The organism is Martinezella rhizogenes (assembly GCF_000799715.1).
Taxonomy (GTDB): domain Bacteria; phylum Pseudomonadota; class Alphaproteobacteria; order Rhizobiales; family Rhizobiaceae; genus Rhizobium; species Rhizobium rhizogenes_C.
Genome location: NZ_JUHG01000004.1, coordinates 41361 through 63115, shown reverse-complemented (window position 1 = coordinate 63115; position 21755 = coordinate 41361). Strand labels below are relative to the sequence as shown.

Genomic DNA, 21755 nt, shown 5'->3' with positions numbered 1-21755 from the left:
GCACTCGCCTCATGGCTCGACAAAAAACCGCCCGCAACGATCTGTTGCGGGCGGTTTCGATTGGACTGGAAGCGCGAGCGGACTTTTAGAGAAGTCCGAACTCCTTGGCGGCTTCCGACAGTGACTTCATTGGCCGAGGGCCGATCTGCTCGATGACGATCGCCGCGGCGAGGTTGCCGAGCCTGCCGCAATCTTCGAGACTGCGGCCCTGGGTATAGCCGAATAGGAAACCGGCGGCGAAGAGATCGCCGGCGCCGGTCGTGTCGACGCGCTCCTCGATCGGGTGGGCATCGACGACATAGCGCTCGTTGCCGCGCACGATGACGGCCCCATCCTTGCCGGTGGTAACGGCCGCGATCTTGCAGTCGGCGGCGATCAGCGTCAGCGCCCGGTCGAAATCCTCGGTCTCGTAGAGCGACAGGGCCTCGTCATGATTGGCGAAGACGATGTCGACGGTGCCGGAGCGCATCAGATCGAGGAATTCTTCGCGATAGCGGCCGACGCAGAAACTGTCGGAGAGCGTCATCGACATTTCCCGGCCATGGGCATGGGCGATGCGGGCGCATTCGCGGATTGCTTCCTTGGCGCGGGGCGGATCCCAGAGATAGCCTTCGAAATAGGTCACCTTGGCATCGGCGACGACATCGGGTTCGACATCTTCCGGGCCAAGCTCGACACAGGCGCCGAGATAGGTGTTCATCGAGCGCTCGCCGTCCTCGGTGACAAAGATCATAGAGCGGGCCGTCGGCGGGAACGTGCCCTTCGGCCTGGTCTGGTAATGCACGCCCTGGGCGCGGATGTCGTGCTCGAAGATCTCCCCGAGCTGATCTTCCGCGACCTTGCCGAAATAGGCGGCCTTGCCGCCGAAATTCGCCACGCCCGCCGCTGTGTTGCCGGCGCTGCCGCCGGAAGCTTCGAGCGCCGGACCCATGCGCGAATAGAGAAGTTCGGCACGCTCGGCATCGATGAGATTCATCGCGGCCTTGGTGATCTTGTTGTCGATCAGAAATTGATCGTCGCAGCGCGCGATAATGTCGACGATAGCATTGCCAACGGTCAGTACATCGAAACGAGTCATCAAAAGGGAGCCCCGGTATTGGTGATAGCCGTTAATCGGTATTATCGGTTTTTTGGAAGTTTGGAAGAAGAATCCGCTTTCCGCTAGGCAACTAAATCCTGTTCAGTCATTTGTCTGTCACTTTCTATCTGTAAATGCTTATCAAGCGGCTGGCATGGGACGTTCTCAAGGCATCCAAGGCCAGTCTGGGAAGGTATGATACCTTCCGCCTCACCGGTACGCGCGCCGACCACGGATGAACTGGCGGCTTGTGCACCGGGAGGACTCCGGCGGGAACCGGACGCTGAAAAGCGGGCTTGGCCCGCTTTTTTTGTTTCCGCCCGCTTTTCGGCTTTTCACGATGCGGCAAGCTGTTACAACTCTGGGATCAACTCTCCAGATTCATTCCCCTCGCCCAGCATGTCCGAAATCTTTTCCGATGTTCTCCCGGTCTTCCTGCTGATCCTTGTCGGCTGGGTGATCGTGCGCACCGGTGTGCTGACGGCCAGCGTCGGAGAGGCGATGAGTGAATTCGTCTTCAAGATCGCCGTGCCGCTTTTGCTGTTTCAGACCATTGCGGAAGCAGATTTTCGTGGCGCCTCGCCGTTCCGGCTGTGGGCCGCCTATTTCGCCGGTGTTGCGGTGACGTGGACGGCGGGCCATCTGGTGGCGACGCGGCTGTTCGGGCGGGATGCGCGCATCGGAGTGCTCGCCGGCGTGTCCTCCGCCTTCGCCAATACGATTTTCATCGGCCTGCCGCTGGTGGGACGCACGGTGGGGCCTGACGGCATCATGGCGATGTCGATCCTGATTGCCGTGCATCTGCCGACCATGATGATCGCCGGCACGCTGCTGATGGAGCAGGCTGAACGCAGGGAAAACGGCGGCGCCGGCCGCGGCACGCTCGAACTCCTGCAACAGGTCGGCAAAAACCTCATCCGCAATCCGCTGGTCATCGGGCTTCTCGGCGGGCTTGTCGTGCACCTCATCGGCATTCCCTTGCCGTCAACGCTTGGCACCGTGGTCGACAACATCGCCAATATCGCCGGCCCGGCGGCCTTGATTTCGCTCGGCATGGCGCTCCAGCAATACGGGGTTTCCGGCAATCTCGGCATTGCCAGCGTCACCGCAACCTTCAAGCTCGTGCTCTTGCCGGCCTGCGTGCTTGCGGCAAGCTATCTTCTCGGCCTCAGCCCGGAATGGCGCGCCGCACTCGTACTCACGGCCGCGGTCCCGACGGGCGTGAACGCCTGGCTGATTGCCAATCGCTTCGGCGTCGGCCACAGTCTCGCCGCATCGACGATCACGCTGACGACAGCGCTCGGCGCATTCTCGGTGTCACTTTGGGCCTATTTGCTCGGCTAGGGCATGCAACGAGCTTGCATGCTGCGACGATATATCTCCGCCTTCGGAGAAGCAGGCAGGAAAATGGTCATATATTTGCGCATCGCCGCCGCTAAGGATGGAGCGCAGCAAAGGATGGAACCATGAATATTGCAGCGCCACTTATCACCAATCCGGCTTCGGCCTATGCGCAGAAGGTCTTCGTGCTGCAGGGCGGCGGGGCGCTCGGCTCCTATCAGGCCGGCGCTTTCGAGGCGCTGAGGGAACAGAATATCGAGCCGGACTGGATCGCCGGCATCTCGATCGGCGCCATCAATGCCGCGATCATGGCGGGCAATGTGCCGGGCGAGCGGCTGGAGAAGCTGCGCTCCTTCTGGAACAGGGTCAGCGTCCAGATGCCGGTCGATCTCCTGATGGAGAAGCGGCGCGAGACCAATCCATTCTACCGGACGGTCAGCAGCTGGTGGGTTTCGACCTTCGGCGTGCCCGGCTTTTTTTCACCCTGGCAGATCCCGTCCTGGTTCCAGGCGCGCGGTTCGGCGGGCGCGACCAGCATCTACGACACTGAGCAGTTGCGCCAGACGCTGCTCGACCATGTCGATTTTGACCGCATCAACCACGGTCCGGTGCGGCTCAGCCTCGGCGCCGTTAACGTCCGCACTGGCAATTTCGCCTTCTTCGACAACCGGGAAGTCCAGATCAAACCCGAGCACGTCATGGCGAGCGGTGCGTTGCCGCCTGGCTTTCCGGCCATCAAGATCGGCAACGACTATTACTGGGACGGCGGCCTGGTCTCGAACACGCCGCTGACCTACGTGCTGCGAAACGGCGCCGACATCGATACCGTGGTCTTCCAGGTCGACCTCTTCAGCGCCATCGGCCCGCAGCCGCAGGATCTCGAAGAAGTCGAGGAGCGGCGCAAGGACATCACCTATTCGAGCCGCACCCGGCTCAACACCGACCTGTTTCTCGAGCGCCACCGCCTGCGTCGCACCATTTCGGAGCTTTACGCGCGCCTGCCGGACGAAGCCAAGGCCGACCCGGCGATCCAGAAGCTGAAGGCGCAATGCTCGGACTACGGCGTCACCATCATCCATCTGATCTACCGCAACAAGCAGTTCCGCTCGCATTCGAAGGACTACGAGTTTTCGGCGCTGTCGATGCACGAGCATTGGGAGGCGGGCCTGCGCGACGCGCGCAAGGCGCTGCTGGCGGAGGACTGGCGCGTGCCGCCGAGCGCCGAGGACGGGCTCAAGGTCTATGACCTCGACCAGAGAACGCGGTCGCGTCGGCATTCGGCCTGAAGAGTCACCGAAACGGCCAAAAGCCCGGCCGAAACGACCGGGCTTTTGGAAATGATTCGTTCGATACGGGCTGTCTTGTTGTTCCTACGCAATTCCGGACGGAAAACCGCTGCGCACTTTTCCTGGAATTGCTCTAGTTCGTCGCGGCAGGTGCCGGCGCTGCGTTCGGATCCGGCAACGGCACCGGCGTATCGGCCAGTGTGCGCAGATAAGCGATCAGGTCGGCGCGGTCCTTTTCCTTCGGCAGGCCGGCAAAGCCCATCGCCGTTCCGGGAATGAACTTTTTCGGTGCGGCTACGAAGTGATAAAGATGATCGTAGGTCCACTTCTCCGCGCCGTCCTTGGAAAACGTCTTGATGGCGGCGGAATAGGCAAAGCCCTCATGTTCGGCGACCGGACGGTCGATAATGCCCCAGAGATCGGGACCAACCTTGTTTGGCCCGCCCTTCTCCCCGGAATGACAGGCCTGACACTTCTTGAAGATCGTTTCGCCGACCTTGGCATCGGCCGTCTGCAGCAACTGCGCGATCGGCGTTTCCTGCACGGCGGCGGCCTTGCCGCCGGCATCGCCGGCCGGCTCCTCGGCGGCAACAATTTCAAAGCCGGGCTTTTCCGGCACCTCGGAATGGAAAATATATCCTGACGCAAGCGACACGGACTTCAGCACGAAAAGTGTTGCTAGAAGTGCCCCGACACCCATGTTCACGTAGGATGAATTCATCTGCTATGCTCCCCTCGCCTCCGGCAGTGACTGCCGGCCCATCTTGAATTCGCGCGAAACCTATGTCTTTTGGCTGTTTCTTGCAACTCTGTAAACGGTCTCCACCATGAGACGTTTTGACACTTTTACGGCGGGAATAGAAGGCCCAACGATGACAGATTCCAACTTAGACAAGACGCTGGTGCTCATTCCTGCCCGGATGGCCTCCACACGCCTGCCGGGCAAACCGCTCGCCGATATTTGCGGCCTGCCCATGATCGTACAGGTTGCCAAGCGAGCGCGCGAGGCGGCGATCGGTCGCATCGTCGTCGCCGTCGATCATGACGATACCTATGCCGCCGTCGCCAATGCCGGTTTCGAGGTGGTGATGACGCGCCAGGACCATCAGTCCGGCTCCGATCGTATTCATGAGGCATTGCGGGCCGTCGATCCCGATGGACGCGTCGAGATCATCGTCAACGTTCAAGGCGACCTGCCAACCATCGATCCCCAGACCATTCACGCGGCATTGCGCCCACTCGACAATCCGGCCGTCGACATCGGAACGCTGACCGTCGAGATCAAGGATGAGGAAGAAAAAACCCTGCCGAGCGTCGTCAAGGTCGTCGGCTCAGCGCTGTCGGAAAGCCGCCTGCGCGCGCTCTATTTTACGCGCACCACCGCTCCTTACGGCAAGGGGCCGCTCTATCATCACATCGGCCTCTACACCTATCGTCGCGCAGCACTGGAGAAATTCGTCAGCCTCGGCCCGTCGCCGCTCGAACTGCGCGAATCGCTGGAGCAATTGCGGGCGCTGGAAGCCGGCATGCGCATCGATGTCGAGATCGTTGACACGATCCCGCTCGGTGTCGATACTCCCGCCGACCTCGAAAAGGCCCGACGCATCCTTTCCGGCGCCTCTCGCTGACGGAATCTCTCCCCTAAAGGCAGTCCCATGACCACCAAGACCAACAAGATCTCCTTCCAGGGCGACTACGGCGCCAATTCCGATATGGCCTGCCGCGACATGTTCCCGACGATGGAGCCGCTGCCCTGCCAGACCTTCGAGGACGCCTTCGCCGCCGTCGACAATGGCGAGGCCGATCTCGGCATGATCCCGATCGAAAACACGATCGCCGGCCGCGTCGCGGATATCCACCACATGCTACCCGAATCGCAGCTGCATATCGTCGGCGAATATTTCATGCCGATCCGCTTCCAGCTGATGGTGCTGCCGGGTGTGAAGAAGGAAGAGATCCGCACCGTACACAGCCATATCCACGCGCTCGGCCAGTGCCGCAAGATCGTGCGCGCCAATGGCTGGAAACCAGTCGTCGCTGGCGATACGGCGGGTGCCGCCAAGCTGGTGCAGGAAACCGGCGACCGTACGATGGCAGCCCTTGCACCACGGCTCGCCGCCAACCTCTACAAGCTGGATATCATCGCCGAGAATGTCGAGGATACCGAGGACAACGTGACGCGCTTCGTCATATTGTCGCGCGAGGAGAAATGGGCGGAGCGGAGCTCACCGGAAGAAAAGATCGTCACCACCTTTGTCTTCAACGTCCGCAACATTCCGGCAGCGCTCTACAAGGCGCTCGGCGGCTTCGCCACCAACGGTATCAACATGACGAAGCTCGAGAGCTACCAACTCGGCGGCCGTTTTGTAGCGACGCAGTTCTACGCCGACATCGAGGGTCATCCGACCGATGCGAATGTGCAACGCGCGCTGGAGGAATTGCGGTTCTTCTCTGAGAAGGTCAGGATTCTGGGTGTCTACAAGGGCCACCCGATGCGGGGGCAGCTTTAGGCTTCATAGTTGCTGGGAAGCCCCTCATCCGGCCTGTCGGCCACCTTCTCCCCGCTCGCGGGGAGAAGGAGATAGACGCACCTACGACCTTCCATCCAGCCAACTGCCTAGACGGATACAGAGGTCGTCCCCTCTCCCCGTCAAAAACGGGGAGAGGGCTAGGGTGAGGGGCAAAGCCTCATAACCTGCAACTTACTTATCCGGCTCACAGACCCGGAGACGATGACCGTCCGGATCCAGCACGACGAAGGTCGGGCCGAAATCCAGCGTCGTCAGTTCCTGGGCGACCGGCAAGCCGCGCGCCTTCCAGTCCTTGTAATGTTCCGCCACCGCTCCTTCGCCCTCGACCATGAAGGCGAGCTCGCCGCGGCTGCCGATGGCCGACGGCTGCGGTTCGACGCTGCTGCGGCGCCAGAGGCCGAGCGTGAAACCGTTGTCGAGCGGGAAGGCCACGAAATTCGGCGCGGCGAAGGCCGGTTCGCGGCCGAGCAGGTCGCGATAAAAGGGTATGCTCTCGGCCGGGTCCTTGACGTAGAAGATGATGAGGTTCGGGCTGGTCATTGGAATATTCCTCTTGGCGTTGGGGATATGACGGCAATATCGGTTCCGGCCGACAGGTCATGACGGACCTGCCGGAGGAAGACGTTTGCCGAAGGGTTGACTGGGTTGCTTTCAGGACGCGCCTATCGCAGGCGACTGTCGTCGCGATACGGCATCCATTCGTCGACTAGGCCGAGATCGCGCTTCATGAAATCGGACATTCCATCAAGATCCAGGTGTGGATGTCGCCGCGTGAAACGATGAAGCGCAGCCTGGGCGAGACGATGCAGCCAGGCCTGCGCCAAAGACGCATCATTGGCGTCACCTGCAGAACGATGCGCGTCCTCTCTAATGATGTGAGCAATGCTTGCCATGATCGGTCCTCCTTCCTGTGTGGAATGATGCCGACAATAACCGTTCATGCTGACAGTTTCTGGCAGTAGTCTGATGCTCAGGGATCAATCATGGGCAAGGCCCTGCTGTTTGTGCCATTCCTTCGCCAGGACGATACGGCGTCGCGGGTAGCGGGTCTCCAGCACCGCGAAGTCGACAATGCGATCGGCGCGGAAATGACGAAAATCCTGGCGCAGCTCACACCAGCCCATGACCATGCGGACCTCGTCGAAATAACCGAGTGCAAAGGGCCAGATGCGTCGGGTCGAAATGGCGCCGTTCACATCGCCATAGGTCAGCTGCACGATGCGTTCGGAGCGGATCGCCTTGCGCATGAGGGAGAGATCGGCCTTGTCCTCCAGCGCGCGGCGGGTGGCGACGACAAGCGTCGCCTGCTCGACGGTCTCGCGCATGTCGTCGGGCAGCACGGCGGCGATCTTGGCAAGCGCATCCGCGCCGGCTGCCGCCAGACGCGCATCGGCGGCGCGCGCCACCCAGCGGGAGCCGAGCACCAAGGCCTCGATCTCATCCTGGGAAAACATCATCGGTGGCAGCATGAAGCCAGGTTTCAGAACATAGCCGATGCCCGGCTCGCCCTCGATCATCGCGCCCTGCGACTGGAGGCTGGCGATATCGCGGTAAAGCGTGCGCAGGCTGACGCCGGTTTCACTCGCCAGAACCGCGCCGCTGACCGGACGACGATAGCGCCTCAGTGTCTGCAGCAGGGTCAGCAAGCGTTCCGAGCGCGCCATGGCGAACGAAGACCTATCGTTTCCATTCCACCCAGTCGCGCATCAGGCGATGGGCGATGGCGCCCTTGGGCGGGGAAGTGTTGCCGGAAGCCGAGACGTGATCGAGCATTTCGAGCGTCTCTTCCGGCGTGAACCAGCGGCAATCATCGAGCTCGGTGGCGTCGATATGGATCTCCGTCGACTTCGCCTCGGCATAACAGCCGATCATCAGGGAATGCGGCATCGGCCAGGGCTGCGAGGCGTGGTAGCGCACGCGGCCGACCTGGATCCCCGATTCTTCATGCGTCTCGCGGCGCACGGCATTCTCGATGGTTTCGCCCGGCTCGACGAAACCGGCGAGACAGGAATACATGCCCGGCGCGAAATGATGGCTGCGGCCGAGCAGGCAGAGATTTTTCTCCTCGTCGACCGTCAGCATGATGACAACGGGATCGGTGCGCGGGAAGATCATGTGCTCGCAGGCGGTGCAGACCCGCTTGTAGCCGCCAATGCGACTTTCCATCACCGAACCGCAACGGCCGCAAAAGCGATTGTCGCTGTTCCACCGCAGCAGGCTCATGCCCTGCGCCGCCTCACCGAGGATTTCGCCCTCGAGCAGGAAATCGCGCCAGAGCGAGCGCATGTCGGCGGGCTTGTAATGGCTGGCGAGGTCATCGGCATTGATGCGCACCGGCACGGCCAGCCGCGGCTCGCCGGTCTTGCGATAACCGAGCAGCACGGCCGCCTCCCAATCCGGATCGAGTTCCTGCAGCTCGTAGCGCGCAAACAGCGGATCGAGCACCTGACCGTCATGCTTCAGAACAAGCCTGTCCCTGGCGAAAGCAAGAATATGCGTGCCTTCCCTGGACAGCGCGCTCTGGATCGTTTCCTCGTCACGATGCTCGGCGTCCCGGTTGAGCTGGTTTTCCGCAAAGGCCGTGAGGCTGCTAGCTTCCGGGTGAGGCGCGTCCGAAGAGAAGATTGAATGGTTCATTGTGAAAGCGTGTCCCGCAACTTGGCTATGAAGCTGTTCATGTCTTCGTCCGTATAGGGTTCCGCCTTGCCGTGGCCCCAGATCGGACCGGGCCAGTTCGCGTCCCCTTCGAACCGTGCAATTACATGAACATGAAGCTGTCGGACGATATTTCCAAGAGCCCCGACGTTGATTTTTGTCGCTCCGGTCACGGTTTTCAGGGCGCTCGCGACCTTGTTGGTCTCGAAGGTCAGGAGAACCTGGTCCAGCGGCGTCAACTCGAATATTTCCGATATGCCGGGCCGGCGGGGCACTAGCACCAGCCACGGCCAGCGGCTGTCCTTCGACAGGCGCACGTCGCAAAGTCCGATGATCACAACGGAAACGCTGTCATTCGCCAGACGTTCGTCGAGCGTGAATTCCTTCAATGGGCGGTCCTCCAGAGTGTTTTATCAAATGTTTAGCAGTTTTTTTTGACCTTGGCTTGCTTTTGATGAGGATATTGCCGATATGTGCCTCCGGGAGGTTGGTGGTGGACGAGCCACTCGCCAACCGGGTCAGGTCCGGAAGGAAGCAGCCCCAACGAGCCCGGCACGGGTCATCGTGCCAGCCTCCCACCCTTTTTGAAAGCAAGGCCCGGCTTTCTGCGGGCAATAAGCAGGGCCATGAGCGACACCGAGCGACAAGCAAAAGATGCCGCTTCGACCGGCACCGGTTACCGGGTGCTGGCCCGCAAATACCGTCCCAAGGATTTCACAGACCTGATGGTCGGCCAGGAGCCGATGGTTCGCACGCTGACCAACGCGTTCGAAACCGGCCGTATTGCCCAGGCCTATATGCTGACCGGCGTGCGCGGTGTCGGCAAGACGACGACGGCCCGCATTCTGGCGCGCGCGCTCAACTATCGAACCCCCGAGATCGACCGCCCGACCATCGACCTGCGCGAGCCCGGCGAACATTGCCAGGCGATCATGGAAGGCCGGCATGTCGACGTCATCGAGATGGACGCCGCCTCGCATACCGGCATCGACGATATCCGCGAGATCATCGAGCAGGTGCGCTACCGTCCGGTTTCGGCGCGCTACAAGGTCTATATCATCGACGAAGTGCACATGCTGTCGACGGCCGCCTTCAACGGATTGTTGAAGACGCTGGAAGAGCCGCCGGAGCATGTGAAGTTCATCTTCGCCACCACCGAAATCCGCAAGGTGCCGATCACCGTGCTGTCGCGCTGCCAGCGCTTCGATCTGCGCCGCATCAGCGCCTCGGATCTTGTGGGACTGTTCACCACCATTTCGGCCAAGGAAGGCATCGAGGCGGAGACGGAAGCGCTCGCCATGATCGCCCGCGCCGCCGAGGGATCGGCTCGTGACGGCCTGTCGCTGCTCGACCAGGCGATTGCGCATGGCAGCGGCGTGGTCGTGGCCGATGCCGTTCGCTCGATGCTGGGTCTTGCTGACCGCGCCCGCATCGTCGATCTCTTCCATCACATCATCCAGGGCGATGTCGCGGCCGCCTTGGCGGAGTTCAACAGCCAGTACGAGGCCGGAGCCAACCCCGTCGTCGTATTGACCGACCTTGCGGATTTCACCCACCTCGTCACCCGCCTGAAATATGTGCCCGACGCTGCCAACGATCCGTCGTTGAGCGAAGTCGAGCGCAACAAGGCGGCGGAATTCGCGCAGGGCGTGGCGGTCACCACCCTGTCGCGCATCTGGCAGATGCTCCTGAAGGGCATACCGGAGACGGAAAGTGCTGCGCGCACCGCAGGTGCCGCCGAAATGGTGCTGATCCGACTGGCGCATGCCGCCCATCTGCCGGCCCCGGAAGATGCCGCGCGGCGGCTTGCCGAATTCTCCGACGGTAATGGCAATGGCGGCGCACGCCCCTCGCCCGCTTCGCCCAACGGCAATGGCGGCGGAACGCAGGTTTCCTATCAGGGCAACGTGATGGCCCGCGCGGTCGAGACAGCCGCGCCACGGCCGACGCCACAGGCACCGGTCGCCATGCTGCGCGCGGTTCCGAATACCCAGCCGGACTCTGCTCCCATCGGCCGCATCGAACAGAAGCCGGTTGAAGCGCCGAAGCCGCTGGTTGCCATCAATTCGATGACCGACATCGCCGAACTTGCCGGCCAGAAGCGCGATCCGAAACTGAAAGCCATGGTGCGCAGCTTCGTGCGTCCGGTGCGGCTGGAACCCGGCCGGCTCGACGTCAGCCTGACGCCGGGCGCGCCGGGCACGCTCTTGAACGAGCTTGCCGTTAAGCTGAAGGAATGGACCGGCATCCACTGGATCGTCAGCCTCAGCCGCGATGAAGGCGAGCCGACGGTAGTGGAAGCCGAGGCGAACGCGCAGCGGCAGCGGGTCGCCGATGCCCGGCAAGACCCCGATGTCGCGGCGATCCTGTCGCAATTTCCGGGCGCCAAGATCATCGACGTGCGCGTGCGTGCGCCCGATATCGAGGAAGAGGAACAGGTCGCCGCTCCGGCAGCCGCCGAATCCGACGAAGGCGATATCCTGCCGGGCGATGACATCGAATTCTAAAGGTACGGTGCGGAATCGAACAGCCGCGCGGCAAAATCTGCTGGGTGGCTTTCGAAACATATTGTACTAAATCATAATGAAAGACGCGGCAGAAGGACGAGCGACGATGCGCGACATCATGGGCATGATGGGTAAAGTGAAAGAAATGCAGGCCAAGATGGAGAAGATGCAGGCTGAGATCGCCGACATCCGCGTCGAAGGCAAGGCAGGCGGCGGCCTCGTCACCGTCACCGTCAACGGCAAGGGTCTGATGCTGGGCATCAAGATCGATCCGTCGCTCTTCAAGGAAGACGACGTCGAAATCCTCGAGGACCTGATCGTCGCCGCCAACAAGGACGCCCAGGACAAGGCCGAGGCGATCACCGCCGAAAAGACCCGCGAACTCACCGCCGGCCTGCCGATCCCGCCCGGCTTCAAGATGCCTTTCTGATAAGCACTCTTCCGAAGCGGTTTAGCGCGCCGTCTTGCGGATGAGTTCGCGGCCGATCGGTTTCGCCGGCTCGTTCCGCAGCACCAGCGATGTCGTCACGGCGCCATGCCGGGCGATGGTGTCGACGATGGTTTCAAGGTCGGCAGGCGACGGCACCAGCACCTTGAGCAGGAAACAATCTTCGCCTGTCAGCCGCAGGACCTCGATGATCTCCGGCATTTCCGAAAACTGCTTCAAATAGGGGCGGATATACTCATGCGTCGTCCTGAGCCGGATGACGGCCATCATGCCGAGACCGACGGCGGCGGGATCGACGATGGCGCGGTAGCCGGCGATGATGCCGCGCTCCTCCAGCCGCTTCAGGCGTTCGGACGCGGCCGGCTGCGACAGCCCGACGCGACGGCCGAGTTCCGATACGGAAATCCGCCCATCCGCTTGCAGGATCTCGATCATCGATAGATCGGTCGGATCCAGGTCTCTCTCGAAGCTTTCCATGTTTGAACCTTCAATTCATCGGTATGACCAATTTTTCTCCGATGGTTTGCAATGTCAACGACCGAAGCGCCATGTCAAATTTCCCACGTCAACAAACTGCGAGAGGAAAGATATGAGCGATATCATCATCCTGCCCGGCCTTGGCGGGTCCGGAGAAGACCATTGGCAAACCTTGTGGGAACGGCAGGACCCGCGAATGCGCCGGTTTCAACCGGCGAGCTGGGACAGGCCGGAGCTTTCGGACTGGATCGCCGCGCTCGATCGGGAAATCGGAAGGGCGAAGACGCCGCCGATCCTTGTCGGCCACAGCCTTGCCTGCCAGTTCATCGCGCATTGGGCGGTTTCCGCGAAAACGCAAATCCTCGGCGCGTTTCTCGTCGCGGTGCCGGACCCGACGGGAGAGATCTATCTGGGTGAAGCTCCCAGCTTCGCCAATCCGCCGCGCCGACGGCTGCCGTTTCCTTCCGTGCTCGTCGCCAGCACCGACGATCCCTATGGCCCGTTCGACTATGCCAAGGAAAGCGCCTCCGTCTGGGGCAGCGAGCTTGTCGATGTCGGCCCGCTCGGCCACATCAATGTCGGCTCGGGACTTGGTGATTGGCCGGAGGGTCGGGCGCTGTTCGAGCGCTTCCGCGCCCGAATCGGCTGACGGGCCACGCGATCCGTTTGGAAAACAGGCGGCGGGATGCTATGTCTCGGCATCCTTTTCGTCTTGATCGGAAGAACGTGATGAGCCTCACGACATTGCTTGTTTTCGCCGGTGCGCTGTTCATCGCGGCCGGATCGCCTGGCCCCAATATCGCCGCGCTGGTCGCGCGCGTGCTGACCAGGGGCGCTCGCGACGTGCTGCCCTTTCTCGCCGCCATGTGGATCGGTGAAGCTATCTGGCTGACCTGCGCGGTCGCGGGTCTTGCCACCATCGCCGAAACCTTCCACTGGGCCTTCGTCGCGATCAAATGGCTGGGCGTTGCCTATCTTCTCTATCTCGCCTGGAAAATGTGGTTTGCGGCGGCGGATGCCTCGGAAGAAAAGCTTCCGGAGGCGCAGTCGCCGGCAAGGCTTTTCTTCGCTGGCCTGACGGTGACGATGGGCAATCCGAAGATCATGGTGTTCTATGTGGCGTTGCTGCCCTCGATCATCGACCTCCATGCGGTCTCGCTTGCCGGCTGGGCCGAGCTGGTAGCGACGATGTTCGTTGTCTTGATCGTCATCGATCTGTCCTGGGCCATGCTCGCCGCCAAGGCCAGGGGCTTCCTCAAGAGCCGCCGCGCCGTGCGGATGGCCAACCGCGCCAGTGCCGGCACCATGGCGGGCGCTGCCGTCGCCATCGCCATGCGATAAGCTCTCGTGTCGACGGCCGGAATTTTCATGGGGCGAACGTCCCCTCCGCGATTCCGTTCCTTAAACATATGAGCTAAAAGCCTCCCATGGCAAAGCGAGTCACCGGCCCCGAAATCGAGAAACTCATCCAGCTGCTGGCGAAGGTGCCGGGCCTTGGCCCGCGCTCGGCGCGCCGCGCCGCATTGCACCTGATCAAGAAGAAGGATCAGCTGCTCGGCCCCCTCTCCCATGCCATGGGCGAGGCCTATGACAAGGTGAAGATTTGCTCACGCTGCGGCAATGTCGATACCGTCGACCCCTGCACCGTCTGCACCGACGACCGCCGCGATCAGGCGATCATCATCGTCGTTGAGGATGTCGCCGATCTCTGGGCGCTGGAACGCGCCGCAGCGATGAATGCCGCCTATCATGTTCTCGGCGGCGTTCTGTCACCACTCGACGGCGTTGGCCCCGACGATCTCAACATTCGCGGCCTGATCCAGCGCGTCGGCGAGGGTGGCATCCGCGAAATCATCATCGCCGTCAACGCCACCGTCGAAGGACAAACCACAGCACACTATATAACCGACCAGCTCGCCGGCCTGGAGGTGAAGATCACCCGATTGGCGCACGGTGTTCCGGTCGGCGGCGAGCTCGACTATCTCGACGAGGGCACGCTGACGGCAGCCTTGCGGGCGCGGACGGCGATTTGATTGCTACAATAAAGGATTGCGTATGAGGAGAGTGCGTACCCCCCTCTGTCACTTCGTGACATCTCCCCCACAAGGGGGGAGATCGGTAACCTGTGGTGCTGTCCTCGCCAAACAATCAACCACTGAATTCACAGCAACTTCGGGCCGTCGATATGGCATGAAGCATGCCGCCCACAATCTCCCCCCTTGTGGGGGAGATGTCACGTCAGTGACAGAGGGGGGTATCTCTCGGCATATTCTACACCTACTTATCCTCCTTCTCGCTCTCCTTCCCCTCCCCGCCTTCGCCGCCTCCAAGGCCGATGTCGAGGCGCAGTTCCAGACTTGGATCCAAAGGGATCTCTGGCCCGAAGCAAAAAAAGACGGCATTTCCGACAAGACCTTCCGGGCCGCCTTTGCCGGCGTGGCGCTGAACTGGAGCCTGCCCGACCTCGCCCCACCCGGCTTTCCGAAGCCCAAGGAGCAGAAACAGACCCAGGCGGAGTTTTCCTCCCCCGCGCCCTACTTCAACGAGGGACGGTTGCAGAGGCTGGCGGTGACCGGGCGCAGCTTCGCCTCGCAATATGGCCCGGCGCTGAAAAGGATCGAGAAGGTCTATGGCGTGCCCGGTCCGATCCTGCTTGCCATCTGGGGCCGCGAGACCGGCTTTGGCGCAGCAAAACTGCCGAACTCGGCGGTGCAGGTGCTCGCGACCAAGGCCTTCATGTCGACCCGCAAAGACATGTTCCGCACCGAGCTGATTGCCGGTCTGCGCATCCTCGAGCATGGCGACGTTGCGCCCGATCAGCTCCTGGGGTCCTGGGCCGGCGCACTCGGCCAGCCGCAGTTCATGCCGACCAGCTATCTGAAATATGCGGTCGATTTCGACGGTGACGGCCACCGCAACATCTGGACCTCCGTGCCGGATACGCTTGCCTCCATCGCCAACTATCTGGTGCAGAAAGGCTGGCAGCGCGGCCGCGGCTGGGGTTATGAAGTGACGATCCCGGCCAATGTTTCCTGCGCGCAGGAAGGGCCTGATCTCGCCAAGCCGATTTCGCAATGGACGTCGCTCGGGATCGCCAGGATCGCCGGCAAGGCATTTCCCTCCGACGAACTGCGCGCCGGCGGCATGATGCTGGTGCCGGCCGGCCGCGACGGGCCGGAATTCATCGTCACGCCGAATTTCTACACCATCAAGGAATATAATAATTCCGACCTCTACGGCCTCTATATCGGCAATCTCGCCGACCGCATCGCCTATGGCTCCGGCGCTTTCCAGGGCCCCTGGGGCGATGTCGGCAAGATGCTGCGCTCCGATGTCGCCGGCATGCAGAAGACTTTGGAACGCAAGGGCTACGACGTCGGCGGCACCGACGGCTTGCCGGGCTACAAGACGCGGCGGTCGATCGGCCAGTGGCAGGAAAAGAGTGGTATGAAGCCGACCTGCTATCCCGACAGCTCGATGCTTGGCGTGCTGAAATAGGCGAGAGAGCAAGCTACCTGCGCGAACATCTTGCAATTTGGCGGGAACGGGATTATATCCGCTTCAAATTCTTGATCGTGTGATGAGGAGTGGGCCGCAAGGACCCGCTCTTTTTTATTACCTCGATCTCCCAATTGCAGCACCCTGCAGGAGTGAACGCTTGTCGGAAGTGACAAACGCAGACAATATCAATGAACCGCGGCTGATCGTCGAAACCGGCCTTGACCAGCGCATCGCCGCCATCATCGAGCCCGTGCTTGTCGGCATGGACTATCGCCTGGTGCGCGTTCGCCTCATGAACCAGAACGGCCTGACATTGCAGGTTATGGCCGAGCGCAACGACGGCACCATGAACGTCCAGGGCTGCGAAGCGGTCTCAACGGCGATTTCGCCGGTGCTGGATGTGGAAGATCCGGTCGATAAGGCGTATCATCTGGAAGTCTCTTCGCCTGGTATCGACCGCCCGATGGTCCGCAAGTCGGATTTCGTCCGCTGGAACGGCCACATCGTCAAGTGCGAGACCTCGATCCTGGTGGATAACCGCAAGCGGTTCCGCGGCAAGATCACCGACGTCAATGACGATGGTTTCACGATCGAACGCGATCAGGTCGCTTATGGCGAAGAACCGAAGGTCACCATTCCGTTCAGCACACTGGCCGAGGCCAAGCTGATCCTGACGGACGATCTTATCCGCGATGCGTTGCGCGCCGACAAGCAGGCCAAGGCCGAGGCTGCGAACCAGAACGAAGCGGACGAAGAAGAATAACCGATCAACGAACCGCCTAACGGGACGGGAACCCCAGGGCAGGAAGACGGAGACTAAACATGGCAGTCAGTGCGAACCGGCTAGAACTTCTGCAGATCGCAGATGCAGTGGCGCGCGAAAAGGTCATCGACCGCGAGATCGTGCTTGCCGCGATGGCGGACGCGATCCAGAAGGCCGCGCGCTCGCGTTACGGCACGGAATCGAACATCCGCGCCGACATCAATCCGAAGACCGGCGAAATCCGTCTGCAACGCCTGCTCGAAGTTGTCGAAAAGGCCGAGGACTATTCTACGCAGATCCCGCTGGAACTGGCCCGCGACCGCAACCCGGATGCAGCCCTTGGCGACTTCATCGCCGATCCGCTGCCGCCGATGGATTTCGGCCGTATCGCCGCCCAGTCGGCCAAGCAGGTCATCGTGCAGAAAGTGCGCGAAGCCGAGCGTGACCGCCAGTTCGACGAATTCAAGGATCGCGTTGGCGAAATCGTCAACGGCACCGTCAAGCGCGTCGAATACGGCAACGTCATCGTCGATCTCGGCCGTGGCGAAGGCATTATCCGCCGCGACGAAATGATCCCGCGCGAGAACTTCCGCTACGGCGACCGCGTTCGCGCTTACGTTTACGACGTGCGCCGCGAACAGCGCGGCCCGCAGATCTTCCTGTCGCGCACGCATCCGCAGTTCATGGTCAAGCTCTTCACCATGGAAGTGCCTGAAATCTACGACGGCATCATCCAGGTGAAGTCGGTTGCCCGCGATCCGGGCTCGCGCGCCAAGATCGCCGTCATTTCGAACGACTCGTCGATCGATCCGGTCGGCGCCTGCGTCGGTATGCGCGGTTCGCGCGTTCAGGCCGTCGTCGCCGAGTTGCAGGGTGAAAAGATCGACATCATTCCGTGGTCCAACGAGCCGGCGAACTTCGTCGTCAACGCGTTGCAGCCGGCTGAGGTGTCCAAGGTCGTTCTCGATGAAGATGCCGAGCGCATCGAAGTCGTGGTTCCGGACGAACAGCTGTCGCTGGCCATCGGCCGCCGCGGCCAGAACGTCCGCCTCGCTTCGCAGCTGACCGGCTGGGACATCGACATCATGACGGAAGCGGAAGAGTCCGAGCGCCGTCAGAAGGAATTCAACGAGCGCACCAACCTGTTCATGGACGCGCTCGACGTTGACGAAATGGTCGGCCAGGTTCTGGCCTCGGAAGGCTTTGCCGCCGTCGAGGAACTGGCTTACGTCGAACTCGACGAAATCGCTTCCATCGATGGTTTCGACGAAGACACAGCCCAGGAAATCCAGACCCGCGCCCGCGAATATCTGGAGCGCCTGGAAGCTGAAATGGACGAGAAGCGCAAGGCGCTCGGCGTTGCCGACGAACTGCGTGAGATCAACGGCATGACCGCGCAGATGATGGTCGCCCTCGGTGAGGACGGCATCAAGACGATTGAGGACTTCGCCGGCTGCGCCGCCGACGACCTCGTTGGCTGGAGCGAGCGCAAGAACGGCGAAACGAAGAAGTTCGAAGGCCTGTTCTCCAAGCTCGAAGTCTCGCGCGTCGAAGCCGAGCAGATGATCGTACAGGCTCGCCTGTCGGCCGGCTGGATCACCGAAGCCGATCTCGCCACCGAGACCGAAGAGGTCGCGGAGGATGAGACCGAGCAAGAAGCATGACGAGCACCGAAGGGCCGAATACGCTACCTGAGAACGACGATCTCGGGGACGACGTGAACGGACGCATGTGCATCGTAACACGCGAAAGCGGATCGCCGGATGAGCTGATCCGCTTCGTCGCCGCTCCGGACGGGACCATAGTTCCCGATCTGAAGCGGCAGCTGCCGGGACGCGGCTGCTGGGTCAAGCTCGACCGGGCACTTGTGGACAAGGCAGTGGCGAAGAAACTGTTTGCCCGCGCCCTGAAGGCGGAGGTGACGGCACCGAGCGATCTCGGCGCCACCGTCGACCGCCTTCTTGTGGTGCAGCTTGCCGGGATGATGCACATGGCGCGCAAAGCGAGCCAGTTCGTCAATGGCTCGTCGAAGGTCGATGGCTCCGTTCGCAACGGATCGGCACTTGCCGTGTTCCACGCGATCGATGCCGCAGCCGACGGCGTTCGCAAGATCGACCAGGCCCGAAAGGCCTGGCATCTCGGGATGGAGACCGAAAAGGAAATACCGTCATTCCGTGTCTTCACGGAAGCGGAAATGGAAGAACTGATGGGCCAGAACGCTTTTATCCATGCCGCAGCGCTTGCAGGGCGGGCGGGTCAGGGTGTAGTGAAGCGCGCAAACCTGCTCGAACGGTACCGCAATGGCGGTCAGTCCCGGGCAACGGGCGGCGCTGGCCGGCGAAAACAATGACGCGGTCACCGGTCGATACCGGACGCCTCATTAAGGTACATGCATTGAACGACAGGGTCTGACGGACGTTTCCGAGGCCCTGTCCGAAGGAACGGGAACGGAATGACCGACAATCAAGACGACAAGACGCTGAGTGCATCGGGTAAGAAGACCCTCACCTTGAAGCCTTCAGGCGTGAACCAGGGCACCGTGCGCCAGGATATGGGCCGCGGTCGCACCAAGGCGGTCGTGGTTGAGACCCGCAAGCGCCGTCCGCTACGCCCAGAAGACGAAAAGCCGACGACGGCAGCTGCCGCGGCGCCATCCGTGACCCGCGTCGCGGAACCGACGCCGCAGCCGCCGCGCCCGCCGCAGCCGGCTCCGCGCATTCATCAGCCGGGTGGCCAGCAGCAGCAGCGGCCGCCGCAATCCAACCAGAACAACCAACCGCGCCCGCAGCAGGAACGTTCGTCGCGACCAGTGGTTCTGAACCATCTGTCGGCTGGCGAAATGGATGCGCGCCGCCGCGCGCTCGCAGAAGCCCAGATCCGTGATGCCGCCGATGCGGTTCGTCGCGCCGAGGACGAAGCCCGCCGCGCCGAGGAAGACGCCGCCCGCCGTATCGTCGAGCAGGCTGAAGCCGCCCGTCGCGCCGAGGAAGAGGCCGCTCGCGCCCTCGAACCCAAGGTCGAAGCACCTGCGCCGGTGGAAGCAGCGCAGCCCGCAACCCAGGCGGCTCCGGTCGTAGCCCGTCGTCCGGATGCTGCTCCGCAGCCTGCGCGCCCAGGCGCTCCCGCCGCTGAGGCACCGGCCAATCGCCGCCGGGTCAATGAAGAAGAAACCGATCGCGGTCCGCCGCGCGGCGGTGCCCCCGCTCGCGGCAAGGTCGTGCGTCCGGAACCGGCAAAGCCGGTCACCACTCGTCCGAAGACGGACGAAGAGCGCCGCCGTGGCAAGCTGACGGTCACGACCGCCAATGTCGACGAAGACGGCAGCGCCCGTGGTCGCTCGCTGTCGGCCATGCGCCGCCGCCAGGAAAAGTTCCGCCGCAGCCAGATGCAGGAAACGCGCGAGAAGATCACGCGTGAAGTCGTGCTGCCGGAAACCATCACCATCCAGGAACTGTCGCAGCGCATGTCCGAACGTGCCGTCGACGTCATCAAGTTCCTGATGAAGGAAGGCCAGATGATGAAGCCGGGCGACGTCATCGACGCCGATCTGGCAGAACTCATCGCCGCTGAATTCGGCCACACGGTCAAGCGCGTTTCGGAATCCGACGTCGAACTTGGCATCTTCAATGTTGGCGACGAAGACGGCGAACTGGTTTCCCGTCCGCCCGTCGTCACCATCATGGGTCACGTCGACCACGGCAAGACCTCGCTGCTCGACGCCATCCGCCACGCCAATGTGGTGGCCGGCGAAGCCGGTGGCATTACTCAGCATATCGGCGCCTACCAGGTCGAGCAGAACGGTCACAAGATCACCTTCATCGACACCCCGGGCCACGCCGCCTTCACGGCGATGCGTGCCCGTGGCGCCCAGGCGACCGATATCGCCATTCTGGTGGTTGCGGCCGACGACAGCGTGATGCCGCAGACGATCGAATCGATCAACCATGCGAAGGCTGCCGGCGTTCCGATCATCGTTGCGATCAACAAGGTCGACAAGCCGTCCGCCGATCCGCAGAAGGTTCGCAACCAGCTGCTGCAGCACGAAGTCTTCGTCGAAACCATGGGCGGTGAAGTGCTCGACGTGGAAGTGTCCGCGAAGAACCGCACCAACCTCGACAAGCTGCTCGAAGCCATCCTGTTGCAGGCGGAAATCCTTGATCTCAAGGCCAATCCGAACCGCACGGCCGAGGGCACCGTCATCGAAGCCCAGCTCGATCGTGGTCGTGGCTCCGTTGCCACCGTCCTCATCCAGAAGGGCACGTTGCGCCCGGGCCAGATCGTCGTTGCTGGCGATCAGTGGGGCCGCGTGCGCGCTCTGGTCAATGACAAGGGCGAACATGTGAAGGAAGCCGGTCCGGCCACTCCGGTCGAGGTCCTCGGCCTTTCGGGTGCACCGCTGGCCGGCGACAAGTTCGCCGTCGTTGAGAGCGAAAGCCGTGCTCGTGAAATCTCGGAGTATCGTCAGCGCCTGACCCGCGACAAGGCGGCTGCCCGTCAGTCCGTCCAGCGCGGTTCGCTGGAACAGATGATGATGACGCTGCAGAACACGGGCACCAAGGAATTCCCGCTGGTCATCAAGGGCGACGTGCAGGGCTCGATCGAAGCCATTGCCGGCGCGCTGGAGAAGCTCGGCACCGACGAGGTTCGTGCTCGCATCGTGCATTCCGGCGTCGGCGGTGTCACCGAATCCGATATCTCGCTGGCCGGAGCATCCGACGCGGCGATCATCGGCTTCAACGTCCGCGCCAACTCGCAGGCTCGTACGCTCGCCGAGCGCGAAGGCATCGAAATCCGCTACTACAACATCATCTACGATCTGGTGGATGACGTGAAGGCAGCGATGTCGGGCCTGCTCTCTCCGGAACGTCGCGAAACCTTCCTCGGCAACGCAGAAATCCTCGAGGTGTTCAACATCACGAAGGTCGGCAAGGTCGCGGGTTGCCGCGTCACCGAAGGCAAGGTCGAACGTGGCGTCGGCGTCCGCCTGGTGCGCGACAATGTCGTCATCCACGAAGGCAAGCTCAAGACACTCAAGCGCTTCAAGGACGAAGTCTCGGAAGTCAACGTCGGCCAGGAATGCGGTATGGCCTTCGAGAACTACGAAGACATCCGCGCCGGCGATACGATCGAATGCTTCCGCGTCGAGCACATCACCCGCACGCTGTAAA

Annotated in this window: 22 protein-coding genes and 1 other RNA gene; 15 read left to right on the top strand and 8 right to left on the bottom strand. The window is 62.0% G+C overall.

Going from position 1 to position 21755, the window contains the following annotated elements; genetic code table 11:
- Positions 1–85: 85 nt before the first annotated feature.
- Positions 86–1078 (bottom strand): adenosine kinase, encoded by a 993-nt coding sequence (locus EX00_RS03165; protein WP_047454065.1) that lies wholly within the window; start codon positions 1076–1078, stop codon positions 86–88.
- Positions 1079–1477: 399 nt separating this feature from the next.
- On the opposite strand from EX00_RS03165, the gene EX00_RS03160 reads away from it, so the two are divergent.
- Together EX00_RS03160 and EX00_RS03155 are read left to right on the top strand one after the other, a co-directional pair.
- Complete coding sequence (locus tag EX00_RS03160) at positions 1478–2422, top strand: AEC family transporter (protein WP_047454062.1); 945 nt, start codon at positions 1478–1480, stop codon at positions 2420–2422.
- 122 nt (positions 2423–2544) lie between these two features.
- Entirely contained in the window at positions 2545–3705 is a 1161-nt protein-coding gene (locus tag EX00_RS03155) for a patatin-like phospholipase family protein (protein ID WP_047454060.1), read from the top strand.
- A 133-nt stretch (positions 3706–3838) separates the two neighbouring features.
- On the opposite strand, the gene EX00_RS03150 is transcribed toward EX00_RS03155, so the two are convergent.
- Positions 3839–4426, bottom strand: coding sequence for a c-type cytochrome (locus EX00_RS03150; RefSeq protein WP_047454058.1), 588 nt, complete (start codon positions 4424–4426; stop codon positions 3839–3841).
- A 151-nt stretch (positions 4427–4577) separates the two neighbouring features.
- On the opposite strand from EX00_RS03150, the gene EX00_RS03145 reads away from it, so the two are divergent.
- Together EX00_RS03145 and EX00_RS03140 are read left to right on the top strand one after the other, a co-directional pair.
- A complete protein-coding gene (locus tag EX00_RS03145) occupies positions 4578–5333 on the top strand; it encodes a 3-deoxy-manno-octulosonate cytidylyltransferase (protein ID WP_047454056.1) in 756 nt (251 codons plus the stop codon).
- Between the two features lie 27 nt (positions 5334–5360).
- Positions 5361–6215, top strand: coding sequence for a prephenate dehydratase (locus EX00_RS03140; RefSeq protein ID WP_047454054.1), 855 nt, complete (start codon positions 5361–5363; stop codon positions 6213–6215).
- Between the two features lie 192 nt (positions 6216–6407).
- Here EX00_RS03140 and EX00_RS03135 read toward each other — a convergent pair whose 3' ends face one another.
- The 5 genes from EX00_RS03135 to EX00_RS03115 all read right to left on the bottom strand — a co-directional run bounded on the left by EX00_RS03135 (position 6408) and on the right by EX00_RS03115 (position 9280).
- The gene (locus tag EX00_RS03135) at positions 6408–6776 is read right to left on the bottom strand and encodes a VOC family protein (protein WP_047454053.1); all 369 of its coding nucleotides are present in this window, start codon (positions 6774–6776) and stop codon (positions 6408–6410) included.
- 122 nt (positions 6777–6898) lie between these two features.
- Positions 6899–7129: a hypothetical protein gene (locus EX00_RS03130; RefSeq protein WP_047454051.1), complete on the bottom strand. Its 231-nt coding sequence runs from the start codon at positions 7127–7129 to the stop codon at positions 6899–6901.
- A gap of 84 nt (positions 7130–7213) precedes the next feature.
- Positions 7214–7900, bottom strand: a complete 687-nt coding sequence (locus tag EX00_RS03125) for a helix-turn-helix transcriptional regulator (protein WP_047454049.1) — start codon at positions 7898–7900, stop codon at positions 7214–7216.
- A gap of 13 nt (positions 7901–7913) precedes the next feature.
- Positions 7914–8873 (bottom strand): NAD(+) diphosphatase, encoded by a 960-nt coding sequence (nudC, locus tag EX00_RS03120; protein ID WP_047454047.1) that lies wholly within the window; start codon positions 8871–8873, stop codon positions 7914–7916.
- Positions 8870–9280: an HIT family protein gene (locus EX00_RS03115; RefSeq protein ID WP_047454045.1), complete on the bottom strand. Its 411-nt coding sequence runs from the start codon at positions 9278–9280 to the stop codon at positions 8870–8872. The genes nudC and EX00_RS03115 overlap by 4 nt, the downstream gene beginning before the upstream one ends.
- A 93-nt stretch (positions 9281–9373) precedes the next feature.
- On the opposite strand from EX00_RS03115, the gene ffs reads away from it, so the two are divergent.
- The 3 genes from ffs (at position 9374) to EX00_RS03105 (ending at position 11828) form a co-directional block, all read left to right on the top strand.
- An RNA gene (ffs, locus tag EX00_RS30925) (signal recognition particle sRNA small type) lies at positions 9374–9470 on the top strand.
- 47 nt (positions 9471–9517) lie between these two features.
- Positions 9518–11398 (top strand): DNA polymerase III subunit gamma/tau, encoded by a 1881-nt coding sequence (locus tag EX00_RS03110; RefSeq protein WP_047454043.1) that lies wholly within the window; start codon positions 9518–9520, stop codon positions 11396–11398.
- Between the two features lie 106 nt (positions 11399–11504).
- Positions 11505–11828, top strand: a complete 324-nt coding sequence (locus tag EX00_RS03105) for a YbaB/EbfC family nucleoid-associated protein (RefSeq protein WP_007690284.1) — start codon at positions 11505–11507, stop codon at positions 11826–11828.
- Between the two features lie 21 nt (positions 11829–11849).
- On the opposite strand, the gene EX00_RS03100 is transcribed toward EX00_RS03105, so the two are convergent.
- Positions 11850–12323 carry an Lrp/AsnC family transcriptional regulator gene (locus EX00_RS03100; RefSeq protein ID WP_047454037.1) on the bottom strand — a complete coding sequence of 158 codons (474 nt, stop codon included), beginning with the start codon at positions 12321–12323 and terminating at the stop codon, positions 11850–11852.
- A gap of 112 nt (positions 12324–12435) precedes the next feature.
- On the opposite strand from EX00_RS03100, the gene EX00_RS03095 reads away from it, so the two are divergent.
- The 8 genes from EX00_RS03095 to infB all read left to right on the top strand — a co-directional run bounded on the left by EX00_RS03095 (position 12436) and on the right by infB (position 21754).
- A complete protein-coding gene (locus EX00_RS03095; protein WP_047454035.1) occupies positions 12436–12972 on the top strand; it encodes an RBBP9/YdeN family alpha/beta hydrolase in 537 nt (178 codons plus the stop codon).
- 80 nt (positions 12973–13052) lie between these two features.
- On the top strand, positions 13053–13664 hold the full coding sequence (locus EX00_RS03090; protein ID WP_047454032.1) for a LysE family translocator: 612 nt from the start codon (positions 13053–13055) through the stop codon (positions 13662–13664).
- A gap of 86 nt (positions 13665–13750) precedes the next feature.
- Complete coding sequence (gene recR, locus EX00_RS03085; protein WP_047454030.1) at positions 13751–14356, top strand: recombination mediator RecR; 606 nt, start codon at positions 13751–13753, stop codon at positions 14354–14356.
- A 22-nt stretch (positions 14357–14378) separates the two neighbouring features.
- Positions 14379–15821, top strand: coding sequence for a lytic murein transglycosylase (locus EX00_RS03080; RefSeq protein WP_404944005.1), 1443 nt, complete (start codon positions 14379–14381; stop codon positions 15819–15821).
- A 160-nt stretch (positions 15822–15981) separates the two neighbouring features.
- Positions 15982–16587, top strand: coding sequence for a ribosome maturation factor RimP (gene rimP / locus EX00_RS03075; RefSeq protein ID WP_047454028.1), 606 nt, complete (start codon positions 15982–15984; stop codon positions 16585–16587).
- A gap of 59 nt (positions 16588–16646) precedes the next feature.
- Positions 16647–18251 (top strand): transcription termination factor NusA, encoded by a 1605-nt coding sequence (gene nusA / locus EX00_RS03070; RefSeq protein WP_047454026.1) that lies wholly within the window; start codon positions 16647–16649, stop codon positions 18249–18251.
- Complete coding sequence (locus EX00_RS03065) at positions 18248–18937, top strand: RNA-binding protein (protein WP_047454025.1); 690 nt, start codon at positions 18248–18250, stop codon at positions 18935–18937. Before nusA ends, EX00_RS03065 begins: the two co-directional genes overlap by 4 nt.
- A 102-nt stretch (positions 18938–19039) precedes the next feature.
- Positions 19040–21754, top strand: coding sequence for a translation initiation factor IF-2 (gene infB / locus EX00_RS03060; protein ID WP_047454023.1), 2715 nt, complete (start codon positions 19040–19042; stop codon positions 21752–21754).
- The last annotated feature ends 1 nt before the right edge of the window (position 21755 follow it).

Coding starts and splice junctions, on each gene's coding strand:
- EX00_RS03165 (WP_047454065.1), bottom strand. CDS start 1,078: ATGACTCGTTTCGATGTACTGACCGTTGGCAATGCTATCGTCGACATT.
- EX00_RS03160 (WP_047454062.1), top strand. CDS start 1,478: ATGTCCGAAATCTTTTCCGATGTTCTCCCGGTCTTCCTGCTGATCCTT.
- EX00_RS03155 (WP_047454060.1), top strand. CDS start 2,545: ATGAATATTGCAGCGCCACTTATCACCAATCCGGCTTCGGCCTATGCG.
- EX00_RS03150 (WP_047454058.1), bottom strand. CDS start 4,426: ATGAATTCATCCTACGTGAACATGGGTGTCGGGGCACTTCTAGCAACA.
- EX00_RS03145 (WP_047454056.1), top strand. CDS start 4,578: ATGACAGATTCCAACTTAGACAAGACGCTGGTGCTCATTCCTGCCCGG.
- EX00_RS03140 (WP_047454054.1), top strand. CDS start 5,361: ATGACCACCAAGACCAACAAGATCTCCTTCCAGGGCGACTACGGCGCC.
- EX00_RS03135 (WP_047454053.1), bottom strand. CDS start 6,776: ATGACCAGCCCGAACCTCATCATCTTCTACGTCAAGGACCCGGCCGAG.
- EX00_RS03130 (WP_047454051.1), bottom strand. CDS start 7,129: ATGGCAAGCATTGCTCACATCATTAGAGAGGACGCGCATCGTTCTGCA.
- EX00_RS03125 (WP_047454049.1), bottom strand. CDS start 7,900: ATGGCGCGCTCGGAACGCTTGCTGACCCTGCTGCAGACACTGAGGCGC.
- nudC (WP_047454047.1), bottom strand. CDS start 8,873: ATGAACCATTCAATCTTCTCTTCGGACGCGCCTCACCCGGAAGCTAGC.
- EX00_RS03110 (WP_047454043.1), top strand. CDS start 9,518: ATGAGCGACACCGAGCGACAAGCAAAAGATGCCGCTTCGACCGGCACC.
- EX00_RS03105 (WP_007690284.1), top strand. CDS start 11,505: ATGCGCGACATCATGGGCATGATGGGTAAAGTGAAAGAAATGCAGGCC.
- EX00_RS03100 (WP_047454037.1), bottom strand. CDS start 12,323: ATGGAAAGCTTCGAGAGAGACCTGGATCCGACCGATCTATCGATGATC.
- EX00_RS03095 (WP_047454035.1), top strand. CDS start 12,436: ATGAGCGATATCATCATCCTGCCCGGCCTTGGCGGGTCCGGAGAAGAC.
- EX00_RS03090 (WP_047454032.1), top strand. CDS start 13,053: ATGAGCCTCACGACATTGCTTGTTTTCGCCGGTGCGCTGTTCATCGCG.
- recR (WP_047454030.1), top strand. CDS start 13,751: ATGGCAAAGCGAGTCACCGGCCCCGAAATCGAGAAACTCATCCAGCTG.
- EX00_RS03080 (WP_404944005.1), top strand. CDS start 14,379: ATGAGGAGAGTGCGTACCCCCCTCTGTCACTTCGTGACATCTCCCCCA.
- nusA (WP_047454026.1), top strand. CDS start 16,647: ATGGCAGTCAGTGCGAACCGGCTAGAACTTCTGCAGATCGCAGATGCA.
- EX00_RS03065 (WP_047454025.1), top strand. CDS start 18,248: ATGACGAGCACCGAAGGGCCGAATACGCTACCTGAGAACGACGATCTC.
- infB (WP_047454023.1), top strand. CDS start 19,040: ATGACCGACAATCAAGACGACAAGACGCTGAGTGCATCGGGTAAGAAG.